Genomic DNA, 14,999 nt, shown 5'->3' with positions numbered 1-14,999 from the left:
GACGACGACATAGGGGACATAGTGCTCGACGTCAACTTCTTCGACGAGCTGCGCATCGGCCTCGCCACCGCCGACGACATCCGTCAGTGGTCGCACGGTGAGGTCAAGAAGCCTGAAACGATCAACTACCGCACCCTGAAGCCGGAAAAGGACGGGCTCTTCTGCGAGAAGATCTTCGGTCCGCAGCGGGACTGGGAGTGCTACTGCGGTAAGTACAAGCGGGTCCGCTTCAAGGGCATCATCTGCGAGCGCTGCGGCGTCGAGGTGACCCGTTCCAAGGTCCGTCGTGAGCGGATGGGGCACATCGAGCTCGCCGCTCCGGTGACCCACATCTGGTACTTCAAGGGCGTGCCGAGCCGGCTGGGCTACCTGCTGGACCTCGCCCCCAAGGACCTCGAGAAGATCATCTACTTCGCCTCGTACGTCGTGACGAGCGTGGACGCCGAGTCGCGTCACCGTGACCTCTCGACGATCGAGAACGAGATCCTCGCCGAGAAGCGGCAGTCGGAGAACAGCCGCGACTCGGAGATCGAGAAGCGGGCCGCCAAGCTCGAGGCCGACCTGGCCGAGCTGGAGGCCGAGGGTGCCAAGGCGGACGTCCGGCGCAAGGTCAAGGAGGGCGGAGAGCGCGAGATGCGCCAGATCCGCGACCGGGCCCAGCGCGAGATTGACCGTCTGGACGAGGTGCTCGACACCTTCCGCAAGCTGGAGCCGAAGCAGCTGGTCACCGACGAGCTGCTCTACCGCGAGCTGCGCGACCGCTTCGGTGAGTACTTCACCGGCAGCATGGGCGCCGAGGCGATCAAGGCGCTGGTCCAGAACATGGACCTCGACGCCGAGGCCCAGAGCCTGCGCGAGACCATCCGCTCCGGCAAGGGCCAGCGGAAGATCCGGGCGCTCAAGCGGCTCAAGGTCGTGGCGGCGTTCCTGAACACCCGCAACTCGCCGCTCGGCATGGTGCTGGACTGCGTCCCGGTCATCCCGCCGGACCTGCGCCCGATGGTGCAGCTCGACGGTGGCCGCTTCGCGACCTCCGACCTGAACGACCTGTACCGCCGCGTGATCAACCGGAACAACCGCCTCAAGCGGCTGATCGACCTCGGCGCGCCCGAGATCATCGTCAACAACGAGAAGCGGATGCTCCAGGAGGCCGTCGACGCGCTGTTCGACAACGGCCGTCGCGGCCGGCCGGTTACCGGTCCGGGTAACCGTCCGCTGAAGTCGCTCTCCGACATGCTCAAGGGCAAGCAGGGCCGGTTCCGCCAGAACCTGCTGGGCAAGCGCGTCGACTACTCCGGCCGTTCGGTCATCGTGGTCGGCCCGAAGCTCAAGCTGCACCAGTGCGGCCTGCCCAAGCAGATGGCGCTGGAGCTGTTCAAGCCGTTCGTGATGAAGCGGCTGGTGGACCTCAACCACGCGCAGAACATCAAGTCCGCCAAGCGGATGGTCGAGCGGCAGCGGCCGGTCGTGTGGGACGTGCTGGAAGAGGTCATCGGCGAGCACCCGGTGCTGCTGAACCGCGCGCCGACCCTGCACCGCCTGGGCATCCAGGCCTTCGAGCCGCAGCTGGTCGAGGGCAAGGCCATCCAGATCCACCCGCTGGTCTGCACCGCGTTCAACGCCGACTTCGACGGTGACCAGATGGCGGTCCACGTGCCGCTGTCCGCCGAGGCCCAGGCCGAGGCGCGGATCCTGATGCTGTCGTCGAACAACATCCTCAAGCCGGCCGACGGCAAGCCGGTCACCATGCCCACCCAGGACATGGTCATCGGTCTCTACCACCTCACCCACCTCACTCCCGGTGGGAAGGGCGAGGGCCGGGCGTTCAGCTCGGACGCCGAGACCCGGATGGCGTTCGACAATGGCGAGCTGCACCTGGGGACGCCGGTCAAGATCCGGCTGCGCGGCGTCACGGCTGTCGACAACGGCGCCGGCGCCGAGCCGTGGACCCCGCCCGAGGGCTGGGTCGAGGGCGAGCCGCTGACCGTGGAGACGACCCTCGGTCGGGTGCTGTTCAACGAGACGCTGCCGCAGGGCTACCGCTTCGTGAACTACGAGATCCGCAAGGGTCAGCTCTCCGCGATCGTCAACGACCTCGCCGAGCGCTTCCCGAAGGTGGCGCTGGCCGCCACCCTCGACGGGCTCAAAGAGGCCGGTTTCCACTGGGCCACCTGGTCCGGCGTGACGATCGGCATGGAGGACGTCATCGCTCCGCCGCGCAAGCGGGAGATTCTGGAGCGGTACGAGAAGGAAGCCGACCGGATCGACAAGCAGTACCAGCGGGGTCTGATGACCGCCGAGGAGCGTCGCGGCGAGCTCATCGAGATCTGGACCAAGGCGACCAACGAGGTCGCCAAGGAGATGGACACCGCGCTGCCGCAGGAGAACCCGCTGTGGAAGATGATCCACTCGGGTGCCCGCGGTAACCTGCTCCAGCTCCGGCAGATCGCGGCGATCCGTGGTCTGGTGGCCAACCCGAAGGGTGAGATCATCCCGCGGCCGATCAAGGCCTCGTACCGGGAGGGTCTGTCCGTGCTGGAGTACTTCATCTCCACGCACGGTGCCCGTAAGGGTCTCGCCGACACCGCCCTGCGGACCGCCGACTCGGGTTACCTGACCCGTCGTCTGGTGGACGTCTCGCAGGACGTGATCATCCGCGAGGAGGACTGCGGCACCGACCGGGCGATCCCGATGCAGATCGGCGAGCGCCTGGAGGGCGGCAAGCTGGCGGTGCACGAGCACGCCGAGACCAGCGTGCACGCCCGTACCCTGGCCGACGACATCAAGGGGCCGGACGGCACCGTCGTCGCCGAGCGGGGTCGGGACCTCAACTCGATCCTGGTCGACAAGATCGTCGCCGCCGGAACGGAGACGGTCCGGGTGCGCAGCGTGCTCACCTGCGAGTCGAAGCTGGGCGTCTGCGGTGCGTGCTACGGCCGCTCGCTGCCGACCGGCAAGACCGTGGACGTCGGCGAGGCGGTCGGCATCATCGCCGCCCAGTCGATCGGTGAGCCGGGTACGCAGCTGACGATGCGTACCTTCCACACCGGTGGTGTCGCGGGTGAGGACATCACCCAGGGTCTGCCCCGTGTCCAGGAGATCTTCGAGGCTCGGATCCCGAAGGGCAAGGCGCCGATCGCCGACACCCCGGGTCGGATCCGGATCGAGGACGGCGAGCGGTCGCGGAAGATCATCGTGGTGCCGGACGACGGCAGCGAAGAGATCGTCTACGACAAGATCTCCAAGCGGGTCCGGCTGCGGACCCACGACGGCGATCACGTCGAGGTCGGCGAGAAGCTCACCGAGGGCACCATCGACCCGCACGAGCTGCTCCGCATCCTCGGCCCGCGCTCGGTCCAGGTCCACCTGACCCAGGAGGTCCAGGAGGTCTACCGCTCGCAGGGTGTGCTCATCCACGACAAGCACATCGAGATCATCATCCGCCAGATGCTCAAGCGGGTGACGGTCATCGACTCCGGCTCGACCGAGTTCCTGCCGGGCGTGCTGGTCGACCGGGCGCTCTTCGAGTCGGAGAACCGCCGACTCGTCGGCGAGGGCGGCGAGCCCGCCGCCGGTCGCCCGGTGCTGATGGGTATCACCAAGGCCTCGCTGGCCACCGACTCCTGGCTCTCGGCGGCCTCCTTCCAGGAGACCACCCGGGTGCTGACCGACGCGGCGATCAACTCGCGCAGCGACTCGCTGGTCGGCCTCAAGGAGAACGTGATCATCGGTAAGCTCATCCCGGCCGGTACGGGCATCAGCAAGTACCGCAACGTCCGGGTCGAGCCGACCGAGGAGGCGAAGGCCAAGGTCTACTCGATGACCGGCTACCCGGAGACCGACTACGGCTTCGGGCCGGCCAGCGGCCAGGCGGTTCCGCTGGACGACTTCGACTTCGGGTCGTACCGCTAAAGCACCACGCAACGACGAGGGCCCCTGGCATCCGCCGGGGGCCCTCGTCGTACCCGCCGCCTGATCCTGCTCGCCGAGGCGGCCGTGGTGCTGCTGGCCGCGCTGCTGCTGCTCCGGGGCGGACCGGTCCCCGGTCCGGAGCTGGCCGTGGCCCGGGTCCCCGGCGGCGACGGCGGGCATGATGGTGGGCATGACGACCGCTCCCGGGCAGCTGCCCGTGGCGCACCAGCCGCCACGTCATCCGCTCGACCCTGACCCGGCCCGCGCGACGAAGGCCCGCGCCGTCTTCGCGCTCGGCCTGATCGGGGCGCTGACCGGCCTCTTCATCGGCGGGGTGGTGCCCGCGACGGTCGCCCTCCAGCTGGCCCGGCAGGCCCGGCGCGAGGCGTACGCCTCGGGCGGCTTCCTCACCGGCGCGGCCTGGCTGCGCCGGGGGGAGCTGCTGGCCTGGACGGGCCTGGTGCTGGTCGCGGTGGCGGTGGTGACCCTGGTGGTGATCGGTGTGGTGCGGCTGGCCGACGCCCCGTTCGGACGGGATTTCGCCCCGAACGTGGACTGAGCGCCCGGTGATCGTCCGCGCCGTGCGCCGGGGAGCGCGGCGGCGGTAGCCTGGCCGGTGTCCGTCGCGCGGCGGTGGACCAGACTTCTCGACAGGAGGACCCCGTGACGGAACCGGCGGCGCCGTCGGGAGGCGACCCGGGCGGGCGGCCCTCCGGGCATCCGGAGTCCGGCGCTCCCGCTCCGGGGAGCCAGGCCGGGTGGGGCCGGCCCGATCCGGCGGGCTGGGGCCGGACGGCGGCGCCGGGCCACGGGCCACCACTTCCGCCGTCCGGGCCGTACCCGCGACCGCCCGCGCCGTCGTACCCCGGTCAGCCGGCGGGCGCGTACCCGCGACCGCCGTACCCCGGGGGTGGACCCGGGGGTGCGTGGCCGCCGCCCCCGGCGCACGGGCCCGGCCCGCTGCCCCCGCCGCCGGCGGAGGCGCCACCACCGCCGAAGCGGGTCGACCCGATCCCCGGTACGCCCTTCGGGGTGGTCCACCTCGACGTGCCGCCGGTCACCTCCGGTCCCGCGGTGGGGTCGCTGGTCGCCGGCGTGGTCTCCATCCTGGTGTCCCTGCTGGTCCTCTGCTTCGGCGTGGTGGGGGCGCAGTACGGCGGGGCCTGGGCGGCCGGCGCGTTCACCGTGCCGGGGGTCCTCTCCGGGGCGGCCGCCGTGGTCGCCGGGCTGCTGGCCCGCCGGCAGATCCGCCGGGCGGCGCCGCCGCCGGCGGTCCGGTTCACCGGCCGGGGGCTGGCCATGGCCGGGATCAGCTGCGGCGCGGTGGGGCTGCTGCTCAGCCTGGTGGGACTGGGGCTGGCGTTGCTGCTGCAGTTGGCGTGACGGGCCTCGCCCGGGGCCGACGGGTCGCTCCCGGGCGGAGCCGGTACACTTGAGCCCGTAGGTGCCCATCACGGGTGAGCAGGCAGGACGGGGCAGTCGACCGGCGGGGATCTGAGATCTGCCGGACCATTCCGTTTTGACCTGCGAGGCTGTGGTAGGTACTCTTTCCCCTTGTGCCCGGGCATGCCCGGGCAACTCGTGCGTGCGTGGGATCCGGTGTTCCGGCGATCGAGCGGCCGCACGACACAGTCAAAGACCCGGTGCGTGGCGATCCGCGCGCCGGCAAGAACCCGGTGCGCGTGCGAGCGTCGGCACCGGGACCGTGATCTGGGCGACACGCCCGACCGCGGGTGCCGGGACCTCCGTGAGGTGGCCCTGGCCGGAATGTAGGAGAGTCGTCCATCAGGGCGGCTAACGAGCAGACGGCGCGGCCGCGCGAGCGGCCGAAGGGAGCGGAGAAACCCGGTGCCCACGATTCAGCAGCTGGTCCGAAAGGGCCGCCAGGCCAAGACGACCAAGACCAAGACCCCGGCGCTGAAGGGATCCCCTCAGCGGCGCGGTGTGTGCACCCGCGTGTACACCACCACCCCCAAGAAGCCGAACTCAGCGCTCCGCAAGGTCGCTCGTGTCAAGCTCAGCAGCCAGATCGAGGTGACCGCCTACATCCCGGGCGTGGGTCACAACCTGCAGGAGCACTCGATCGTGCTCGTCCGCGGCGGCCGGGTGAAGGACCTCCCCGGCGTGCGTTACAAGATCGTCCGCGGCTCGCTGGACACCCAGGGTGTCCGCAACCGCAAGCAGGCGCGCAGCCGTTACGGCGCGAAGAAGGAGAAGAGCTGACATGCCGCGTAAGGGACCCGCTCCGCGGAAGCCGCTGGTCGCTGACCCGGTGTACAACTCGCCGTTGGTCACCCAGCTGGTGAACAAGATCCTGATGCGCGGCAAGCGTCAGCTCGCCGAGCGCATCGTCTACGCCGCCCTGGAGGGCTGCCGCGAGAAGAGCGGCACCGACCCGGTCGTCACCCTGAAGCGGGCGATGGACAACGTCAAGCCGACCCTCGAGGTGCGCAGCCGCCGCGTCGGTGGCGCCACCTACCAGGTGCCGGTCGAGGTCCGTCCGGCCCGCGCGACCACCCTCGGTCTGCGCTGGCTGGTGACGTACTCCAAGGCCCGTCGTGAGAAGACAATGATCGAGCGGCTGATGAACGAGCTGCTGGACGCGAGCAACGGTCTGGGTGCCGCCGTCAAGCGGCGCGAGGACACGCACAAGATGGCCGAGTCGAACAAGGCCTTCGCGCACTACCGCTGGTAACACCCTGGTTCCGGCGCCGGACCGGCGCCGGAACCGCCACCAGTTGTGTCTAGACGACGATAAGTAGGGATTGAAGTGGCCGCCGCAGACGCGCTCGCCAACGTACGCAACATCGGCATCATGGCGCACATCGATGCCGGTAAGACCACGACCACCGAGCGGATCCTGTTCTACACCGGTATCACGTACAAGATCGGTGAGGTCCACGAGGGCGCTGCCGTCATGGACTGGATGGAGCAGGAGCAGGAGCGTGGTATCACCATCACCTCCGCTGCTACCAAGTGTGAGTGGAAGGGCCACACGATCCAGATCATCGACACGCCCGGTCACGTCGACTTCACGGTCGAGGTCGAGCGGTCGCTGCGGGTGCTGGATGGTGCGGTCGCTGTCTACGACGGTGTCGCCGGCGTGGAGCCCCAGACGGAGAACGTCTGGCGTCAGGCCGACAAGTACCACGTCCCCCGGATGTGCTTCGTCAACAAGCTCGACCGGACCGGTGCCGACTTCTTCCGCTGCGTGCAGATGATGATCGACCGGCTCAACGCCACCCCGCTGGTGCTCCAGATCCCGATCGGGCTCGAGGGCGACCACATCGGTGTCGTGGACCTGATCGAAATGAAGGCGCTCACCTGGCGTGGGGAGACCCAGAAGGGTGAGGACTACGCCATCGAGGAGATCCCGGCCGAGCTGGCCGACTCCGCGGCCGAGTGGCGCGAGAAGCTGGTGGAGACCCTGGCCGACGTCGACGACGCGGTGATGGAGAAGTACCTGGAGGGCGAGGAGGTCTCCGTCGCGGAGATCAAGGCCGCCATCCGGCGCGCCACCATCGCCAGCAAGGCCAACCCGGTGCTCTGCGGCTCGGCGTTCAAGAACAAGGGCGTTCAGCCCATGCTCGACGCCGTCGTCGACTTCCTGCCGTCGCCGCTGGACGTCCCGGCGATCGAGGGTACGGCCACCGACGGCGAGACGCCGCTGCAGCGGAAGCCGTCGAAGAACGAGCCGTTCGCCGGCCTGGCCTTCAAGATCCAGACCGACAAGCACCTCGGCAAGCTCACCTACGTGCGGGTCTACTCCGGCACGCTCGACTCCGGATCTCAGGTGGTCAACTCCACCAAGGACCGGAAGGAGCGGATCGGCAAGATCTACCAGATGCACGCCAACAAGCGGGAAGAGCGCGGCTCGGCCCAGGCTGGCGACATCATCGCGGTGCAGGGTCTCAAGCAGACCACCACCGGTGACACGCTCTGCGACCCGGCGAACCCGGTGATCCTGGAGTCGATGACCTTCCCCGAGCCGGTCATCTCGGTGGCGATCGAGCCGAAGACCAAGGCCGACCAGGAGAAGCTGGGCACGGCCATCCAGCGGCTGGCCGAGGAGGACCCGACCTTCCGCGTCAAGCTGGACGAGGAGACCGGGCAGACGGTCATCTCCGGCATGGGCGAGCTGCACCTGGACATCCTGGTCGACCGGATGCGCCGCGAGTTCAACGTCGAGGCGAACATCGGTAAGCCGCAGGTGGCGTACCGCGAGACCATCCGCCGCAAGGTGGACAAGGTCGAGTACACCCACAAGAAGCAGACCGGTGGTTCCGGCCAGTACGCCCGGGTGATCGTGAGCCTGGAGCCGCTGCCGATGGGCAACGACTCCCCGACCTACGAGTTCGCGAACGCCGTCAGCGGTGGCCGCATCCCCCGGGAGTTCATCCCGTCGGTGGACGCGGGCGCGCAGGACGCGATGCAGTACGGCATTCTCGCCGGCTACCCGCTGGTCGGTCTCAAGCTGACGCTCCTGGACGGCCAGTACCACGAGGTCGACTCGTCGGAAATGGCATTCAAGATCGCCGGCTCGATGGTGATGAAGGAGGCGGCCCGCAAGGCCGACCCCGCGCTGCTCGAGCCGATGATGGCTGTTGAGGTCACCACTCCTGAGGAGAACATGGGTGACGTCATCGGCGACCTCAACTCCCGCCGCGGCATGATCCAGGCGATGGAGGAGCGCAGTGGCGCCCGCATCGTGAAGGCTCTGGTGCCGTTGTCAGAGATGTTCGGCTACGTCGGCGACCTGCGGTCGAAGACGCAGGGCCGGGCTAGCTACAGCATGCAGTTCGACTCCTACGCCGAGGTTCCGCAGAGCGTGGCGAAGGAGATCATCGCCAAGGCGACTGGTGAGTGACGCTCACCTGAGCTGACCTGATGATCCGGGGCCGGTCGCGGGAGGGGATCCCCGCCCGCGACCACCTCGGTCGGGTTGCGTGAGACCGGGCCTGTAGGCTTCATCGCCGCAGAACCCACCAAGCTCTCCGGCCGTCAGGCCGGAAAGGCTGTCGACAGAGTCCTAAGCGCCAATCGGCGCGCCGGGGCGAACGAACCAAGAAGTCCACAGGAGGACACCAGTGGCGAAGGCGAAGTTCGAGCGGACTAAGCCGCACGTCAACATCGGCACCATTGGTCACATCGACCACGGTAAGACGACGCTGACGGCGGCCATCACCAAGGTCCTGCACGACCAGTTCCCGGACCTGAACCCGTACACGCCGTTCGACGAGATCGACAAGGCGCCGGAGGAGAAGGCCCGCGGCATCACGATCTCGATCGCACACGTCGAGTACCAGACCGAGGCGCGTCACTACGCGCACGTCGACTGCCCCGGTCACGCCGACTACATCAAGAACATGATCACCGGTGCCGCGCAGATGGACGGCGCGATCCTGGTGGTGGCGGCGACCGACGGCCCGATGCCGCAGACCCGCGAGCACGTGCTGCTGGCCCGTCAGGTCGGTGTGCCCTACATCGTCGTGGCGCTCAACAAGAGCGACATGGTCGACGACGAGGAGCTCCTGGAGCTCGTCGAGCTCGAGGTCCGTGAGCTGCTGTCGGCGCAGGAGTACCCGGGCGACGACCTGCCGGTCGTGCGCGTCTCGGCGCTGAGGGCGCTCGAGGGCGACCCGGAGTGGACCGGCCGCCTGATGGAGCTGATGAACGCGGTCGACACCGCGATCCCGCAGCCCGAGCGGGAGACCGAGAAGCCGTTCCTCATGCCGATCGAGGACGTCTTCACGATCACCGGTCGTGGCACGGTCGTCACCGGTCGCGCGGAGCGTGGCATCCTCAAGCCCAACGAGGAGGTGGAGATCGTCGGTATCCGCGAGAAGTCGATGAAGACCACCTGCACCGGCATCGAGATGTTCCGTAAGCTGCTCGACGAGGCCCGTGCGGGCGAGAACGTCGGTCTGCTGCTGCGTGGCATCAAGCGCGAGGACGTCGAGCGCGGCATGGTGGTCGTCAAGCCCGGCACCAGCACCCCGCACACCGAGTTCGAGGCGACGGTCTACATCCTCTCCAAGGAGGAGGGCGGCCGGCACACCCCGTTCTTCCAGAACTACCGTCCGCAGTTCTACTTCCGGACCACGGACGTCACCGGCGTCGTCACGCTGCCCGAGGGCACCGAGATGGTCATGCCGGGCGACAACACCACGATGACCGTGAAGCTGATCCAGCCCATCGCGATGGAGGAAAACCTCAAGTTCGCGATCCGGGAGGGTGGCCGTACGGTCGGCGCGGGTCGCGTCACCAACATCATTCAGTGAGCTGGGTAACCCCGATTAGCGTTGCCGCCGGTCGTGCGGCATACTAGTCAGGTTGCGTAACGACAGTTAGTCGCCCGCGTCCGGTGAACGCTGGACCTCCGGGACGGCCAACAGTCGCGCGTAGGGTGGTTGATCGCCCAGTGCGGTCAGCCACCCTCGCACGGCGTCCAGGTCGCGGTAACGCGATCGGCGCCTTGACCCACCGCGTGGTCAGAGAATCGCTCCGGAGACTCGGGGCGGAGCCTGGTCCGAGGGCGCGACACGCCCGACCGCGGGGGTCGGCGAAGTGGGGCTCTACCAGCCGGTATGGGCGCCCGCAACACAGCGGCATCGAGAGAAGGAACAGAAGCCACCATGGCGGGACAGAAGATCCGCATCCGGCTCAAGGCCTATGACCACGAGGTCGTCGACTCCTCGGCTCGGAAGATCGTCGAGACGGTGACGCGCACCGGGGCGCAGGTCGCGGGCCCGGTGCCGCTGCCCACGGAGATCAACCGTTTCTGCGTTATCCGCTCGCCGCACAAGTACAAGGACTCGCGCGAGCACTTCGAGATGCGCACGCACAAGCGGCTGATCGACATCATCGACCCGACCCCGAAGACGGTCGACTCGCTCATGCGCCTCGACCTGCCGGCTGGCGTCGACATCGAGATCAAGCTGTAGGGACCGGACAAATGGACAGGCAAGTCAAGGGGATCCTGGGCGCAAAGCTCGGCATGACCCAGGTCTGGGACAACAACCGCGTTGTCCCGGTGACCGTGGTTCAGGCCGGCCCCTGCGTCATCAGCCAGGTTCGTAACGCCGGCAAGGACGGTTACTCCGCGGTCCAGCTGGCGTACGGCACGATCGACCCGCGCAAGGTGAAGAAGCCGATCAGCGGGCACTACGCGAAGGCGGACGTCGCGCCGCGCCGGCACATCGTCGAGCTGCGCACCGCGGACGCCGCGGACTACTCGCTGGGCCAGGAGGTCACGGTCGAGGAGTTCCCCGCCGGGATCTCGATCGACGTGACCGGCAAGACCAAGGGCAAGGGCTACGCCGGCCCGATGAAGCGGCACGGCTTCCACGGTCTGCGCGCCAGCCACGGTGTCCAGCGCAAGCACCGCTCGCCCGGCTCCATCGGCGCCTGCGCCACCCCGGGTCGGGTCTTCAAGGGCACCCGGATGGCCGGCCGGATGGGTGGCGTGCGCTACACCGTCCAGAACCTGACCGTCCAGGCGGTCGACACCGAGAACAACCTCCTGCTCGTCCGTGGTGCCATTCCCGGCCCCAAGGGCGCGCTGGTCCTGGTCCGTACCGCGGCCAAGACCAAGGCGAAGAAGGGCGGTGCGGCCAAGTGACCACCGTTGACGTCCTCACCGTCGAAGGTGCCAAGAGCGGCTCTGTCGAGCTGCCGGCAGACATCTTCGACGCCCAGGCGAACCTCGCGCTGATGCACCAGGTCGTGGTGGCACAGCTCGCGGCCGCCCGGCAGGGCACGCACAAGGTCAAGACCCGCGGCGAGGTCGCCGGTGGCGGCAAGAAGCCGTACAAGCAGAAGGGCACCGGTCGTGCCCGGCAGGGCTCGATCCGCGCTCCGCAGTTCGCCGGCGGTGGCGTGGTGCACGGTCCCGTGCCGCGCGACTACAGCCAGCGCACCCCGAAGAAGATGAAGGCCGCCGCCCTGCGTGGCGCCCTCTCCGACCGGGCGCGCGCCGGCCAGGTGCACGTCGTCGAGGCGTTCGTCTCGGGCGAGAAGCCGTCGACCAAGGCGGCCCTGGCCACGCTGACCAAGCTGACCGAGGCCCCTCGGGTCCTGGTCGTGCTGAGCAGCACCGACGAGCTGAACTGGGTGTCGCTGCGCAACGAGCAGCGAGTGCACCTGATCGAGGCCGGCCAGCTCAACACGTACGACGTGCTGGTGGCCGACGACGTGGTCTTCACCAAGGACGCCCTGGACGAGTTCCTGGGCGTTCCCGCCGAGACCACCGAGGAGGGTGGCAAGTGAGCACGATCGCCGATCCGCGGGACATCATCGTCGCGCCGGTCGTCTCGGAGAAGAGCTTCAGCGAGCTGAACCGGAACTGGTACACCTTCCTGGTGCACCCGGACGCGCACAAGACCGAGATCAAGATCGCTATCCAGCAGATCTTCAACGTCCGCGTCCTGACGGTCAACACGCTCAACCGCCAGGGCAAGCGCAAGCGCACCAAGACCGGCTTCGGTCAGCGCAAGGCCACCAAGCGGGCGATCGTGAAGCTGGCTGACGGAGACCGTATCGAGGCCTTCGGCGGCCCGGTCAGCTGAGGGGTGTAGACAATGGCTATCCGTAAGTACAAGCCGACGACGCCGGGCCGTCGTGGCTCCAGCGTCGCCGACTTCGCCGAGATCACCCGGTCGACGCCCGAGAAGTCGCTGCTGGCTCCGCTGCCGAAGAAGGGCGGGCGTAACGCCCACGGCCGGATCACCACGCGGCACCACGGTGGCGGCCACAAGCGCCAGTACCGTCTGATCGACTTCAAGCGGGTCGACAAGGACGGCGTGCCGGCGAAGGTCGCCCACATCGAGTACGACCCGAACCGCACCGCGCGGATCGCGCTGCTGCACTACGCCGACGGCGAGAAGCGGTACATCATCGCGCCGAAGGACCTGAAGCAGGGCGACACCGTCGAGTCCGGTCCGGGCGCCGACATCAAGCCGGGCAACAACCTGCCGCTGCGCAACATCCCGGTCGGTAGCACCATCCACGCGGTGGAGCTGCGTCCGGGCGGCGGGGCCAAGATGGCCCGCTCGGCCGGCGTCGGCATCCAGCTGCTGGGCCGCGAGGGTGCGTACGCGACCCTCCGCATGCCGTCCGGTGAGATCCGGCGGGTCGACGTGCGCTGCCGCGCCAGCATCGGCGAGATCGGCAACGCCGACCAGTCGAACATCAACTGGGGCAAGGCCGGCCGGATGCGGTGGAAGGGCAAGCGCCCGACCGTCCGTGGTGTCGCGATGAACCCGGTCGACCACCCGCACGGTGGTGGTGAGGGTAAGACCTCCGGTGGTCGCCACCCGGTCAACCCGCAGGGTAAGCCCGAGGGCCGCACCCGTCGTAAGGGCCAGCCGAGTGACCGGCTGATCGTCCGCCGCCGCTACGCCACGCGTAAGCGCGGCTGAGGGAGATAAGACATGCCTCGCAGCCTTAAGAAGGGCCCGTTCATCGACGACCACCTGCTCAAGAAGGTGGAGACGCAGAACGACAAGGGCTCGAAGAACGTCATCAAGACCTGGTCGCGGCGCTCGACGATCATCCCGGAGATGCTGGGCCACACGATCGCCGTGCACGACGGACGCAAGCACGTCCCGGTGTTCGTGACTGAGGCGATGGTCGGGCACAAGCTCGGCGAGTTCGCGCTGACCCGCACGTTCAAGGGTCACGAGAAGGACGACCGGAAGAGCCGTCGGCGCTGACGCCGCGGGCATACGGATAGAGGAACAAGGGGTTACAGCGATGCCAGGAAAGGGCGACGCTCCGGTGCTTCCGGGCGCGCGGGCGGTTGCGCGGCACGTGCGCATCTCGCCGATGAAGGCGCGCCGGGTGGTCAACCTCGTCCGCGGCCTGCCCGCGAAGGAGGCGCTCACGGTGCTGCAGTTCGCGCCGCAGGCTGCGAGCGAGCAGGTGTACAAGGTGCTCGCGAGCGCGATCGCCAACGCGGAGAACAACGAGCGGCTGGACCCCGACGCGCTGCTCGTCAGCGAGGCGTTCGTCGACGAGGGCCCGACCATGAAGCGGTTCCGGCCGCGGGCGCAGGGCCGGGCGTTCCGGATCCGCAAGCGGACCTGCCACATCACCATGGCGGTCGAGGCGGTGGCTCCGGCCATGCCGAAGAAGTCCGCGGCGGCGAAGAAGGCGGCCCCGGCGAAGCAGGCCGAGCCGGCTGACACGCAGAGCAAGACGGAGGGCGCCGAGTAATGGGTCAGAAGGTTCACCCCACTGGATTCCGGCTCGGCATCTCGACCGACTGGAAGTCCCGTTGGTTCGCGGACAAGCTCTACAAGGACTACATCGGCGAGGACGTCAAGATTCGCCGGATGATGTCCAAGGGCCTGGAGCGGGCCGGCATCTCGAAGGTCGACATCGAGCGCACCCGGGACCGGGTCCGCGTCGACATCCACACCGCCCGGCCGGGCATCGTCATCGGCCGTAAGGGTGCGGAGGCCGACCGGATCCGCGGCGAGCTGGAGAAGCTCACGGGCAAGCAGGTGCAGCTGAACATCATCGAGGTGAAGAACCCCGAGTCGGACGCGCAGCTGGTCGCACAGGGTGTGGCCGAGCAGCTGTCCAGCCGGGTCAGCTTCCGTCGGGCGATGCGCAAGTCCATGCAGTCCGCGATGAAGAACCCGGTCTGCAAGGGCATCCGGGTCCAGGTCTCGGGTCGTCTCGGCGGCGCCGAGATGAGCCGGACCGAGTTCTACCGCGAGGGCCGCGTCCCGCTGCACACGCTGCGGGCCAACATCGAGTACGGCTTCTTCGAGGCCCGTACCACCTTCGGCCGGATCGGCGTGAAGGTCTGGATCTACAAGGGCGACGCCGTCCCGGGCCGGGAGGCTCCGGCCGAGGCCGGTCCGGCCCGCCCGCGTCGTGACCGTGGTGACCGCCCCGAGCGTCCGCGCCGTGGTCGGTCGGGTTCGTCGGGCACCACCGCCGGCGGCACCGAGGCCGGCCGGGCCGCCGCGACCACGATCGCGCAGCAGGCCGAGACGCCGAGTGGCGAGCCGATCGACAGCGCGGCTGTGGCCGCCACGGCTTCCGCTCCGGCAGAAACTCAGCAGGAGGGCTGACAG

At 68.6% G+C, this 14,999-nt stretch carries 15 protein-coding genes; all 15 read left to right on the top strand.

What is annotated here, in order from left to right:
• Positions 1–21 precede the first annotated feature (21 nt).
• A complete protein-coding gene (locus tag ACLQ2U_RS27055) occupies positions 22–3,912 on the top strand; it encodes a DNA-directed RNA polymerase subunit beta' (RefSeq protein WP_425753727.1) in 3,891 nt (1,296 codons plus the stop codon).
• Positions 3,913–4,102: 190 nt separating this feature from the next.
• Positions 4,103–4,471, top strand: a complete 369-nt coding sequence (locus tag ACLQ2U_RS27050; protein WP_425753726.1) for a hypothetical protein — start codon at positions 4,103–4,105, stop codon at positions 4,469–4,471.
• Positions 4,472–4,923: 452 nt separating this feature from the next.
• Complete coding sequence (locus tag ACLQ2U_RS27045) at positions 4,924–5,295, top strand: hypothetical protein (RefSeq protein WP_425753747.1); 372 nt, start codon at positions 4,924–4,926, stop codon at positions 5,293–5,295.
• A gap of 465 nt (positions 5,296–5,760) precedes the next feature.
• Complete coding sequence (gene rpsL / locus ACLQ2U_RS27040) at positions 5,761–6,135, top strand: 30S ribosomal protein S12 (protein WP_007465318.1); 375 nt, start codon at positions 5,761–5,763, stop codon at positions 6,133–6,135.
• Between the two features lies 1 nt (position 6,136).
• Positions 6,137–6,607, top strand: coding sequence for a 30S ribosomal protein S7 (rpsG, locus tag ACLQ2U_RS27035; RefSeq protein ID WP_091242043.1), 471 nt, complete (start codon positions 6,137–6,139; stop codon positions 6,605–6,607).
• 75 nt (positions 6,608–6,682) lie between these two features.
• Positions 6,683–8,779, top strand: coding sequence for an elongation factor G (gene fusA / locus ACLQ2U_RS27030; RefSeq protein ID WP_425753725.1), 2,097 nt, complete (start codon positions 6,683–6,685; stop codon positions 8,777–8,779).
• A 220-nt stretch (positions 8,780–8,999) separates the two neighbouring features.
• Complete coding sequence (gene tuf, locus ACLQ2U_RS27025; protein WP_425753724.1) at positions 9,000–10,193, top strand: elongation factor Tu; 1,194 nt, start codon at positions 9,000–9,002, stop codon at positions 10,191–10,193.
• Positions 10,194–10,547: 354 nt separating this feature from the next.
• A complete protein-coding gene (rpsJ, locus tag ACLQ2U_RS27020; protein ID WP_007073037.1) occupies positions 10,548–10,856 on the top strand; it encodes a 30S ribosomal protein S10 in 309 nt (102 codons plus the stop codon).
• An 11-nt stretch (positions 10,857–10,867) separates the two neighbouring features.
• Positions 10,868–11,533 (top strand): 50S ribosomal protein L3, encoded by a 666-nt coding sequence (gene rplC, locus ACLQ2U_RS27015; protein ID WP_425753723.1) that lies wholly within the window; start codon positions 10,868–10,870, stop codon positions 11,531–11,533.
• On the top strand, positions 11,530–12,180 hold the full coding sequence (gene rplD, locus ACLQ2U_RS27010) for a 50S ribosomal protein L4 (protein WP_425753722.1): 651 nt from the start codon (positions 11,530–11,532) through the stop codon (positions 12,178–12,180). The genes rplC and rplD overlap by 4 nt, the downstream gene beginning before the upstream one ends.
• Positions 12,177–12,479: a 50S ribosomal protein L23 gene (gene rplW / locus ACLQ2U_RS27005; RefSeq protein WP_425753721.1), complete on the top strand. Its 303-nt coding sequence runs from the start codon at positions 12,177–12,179 to the stop codon at positions 12,477–12,479. Before rplD ends, rplW begins: the two co-directional genes overlap by 4 nt.
• Before the next feature lie 12 nt (positions 12,480–12,491).
• Entirely contained in the window at positions 12,492–13,331 is an 840-nt protein-coding gene (rplB, locus tag ACLQ2U_RS27000) for a 50S ribosomal protein L2 (protein WP_425753720.1), read from the top strand.
• Between the two features lie 12 nt (positions 13,332–13,343).
• The gene (gene rpsS / locus ACLQ2U_RS26995) at positions 13,344–13,625 is read left to right on the top strand and encodes a 30S ribosomal protein S19 (protein ID WP_088647003.1); all 282 of its coding nucleotides are present in this window, start codon (positions 13,344–13,346) and stop codon (positions 13,623–13,625) included.
• A 40-nt stretch (positions 13,626–13,665) separates the two neighbouring features.
• The gene (gene rplV / locus ACLQ2U_RS26990) at positions 13,666–14,127 is read left to right on the top strand and encodes a 50S ribosomal protein L22 (protein ID WP_425753719.1); all 462 of its coding nucleotides are present in this window, start codon (positions 13,666–13,668) and stop codon (positions 14,125–14,127) included.
• Positions 14,127–14,996 carry a 30S ribosomal protein S3 gene (rpsC, locus tag ACLQ2U_RS26985; protein WP_425753718.1) on the top strand — a complete coding sequence of 290 codons (870 nt, stop codon included), beginning with the start codon at positions 14,127–14,129 and terminating at the stop codon, positions 14,994–14,996. The genes rplV and rpsC overlap by 1 nt, the downstream gene beginning before the upstream one ends.
• The last annotated feature ends 3 nt before the right edge of the window (positions 14,997–14,999 follow it).

It is taken from the genome of Micromonospora sp. DT47, from assembly GCF_049844475.1.
In the GTDB taxonomy this organism is placed as follows: Bacteria; Actinomycetota; Actinomycetes; order Mycobacteriales; family Micromonosporaceae; genus Micromonospora.
This window is presented reverse-complemented; position numbering and strand designations above follow the sequence as displayed.

Coding starts and splice junctions, on each gene's coding strand:
- ACLQ2U_RS27050 (WP_425753726.1), top strand. CDS start 4,103: ATGACGACCGCTCCCGGGCAGCTGCCCGTGGCGCACCAGCCGCCACGT.
- rpsG (WP_091242043.1), top strand. CDS start 6,137: ATGCCGCGTAAGGGACCCGCTCCGCGGAAGCCGCTGGTCGCTGACCCG.
- rpsJ (WP_007073037.1), top strand. CDS start 10,548: ATGGCGGGACAGAAGATCCGCATCCGGCTCAAGGCCTATGACCACGAG.
- rplC (WP_425753723.1), top strand. CDS start 10,868: ATGGACAGGCAAGTCAAGGGGATCCTGGGCGCAAAGCTCGGCATGACC.
- rplB (WP_425753720.1), top strand. CDS start 12,492: ATGGCTATCCGTAAGTACAAGCCGACGACGCCGGGCCGTCGTGGCTCC.
- rpsS (WP_088647003.1), top strand. CDS start 13,344: ATGCCTCGCAGCCTTAAGAAGGGCCCGTTCATCGACGACCACCTGCTC.
- rplV (WP_425753719.1), top strand. CDS start 13,666: ATGCCAGGAAAGGGCGACGCTCCGGTGCTTCCGGGCGCGCGGGCGGTT.
- rpsC (WP_425753718.1), top strand. CDS start 14,127: ATGGGTCAGAAGGTTCACCCCACTGGATTCCGGCTCGGCATCTCGACC.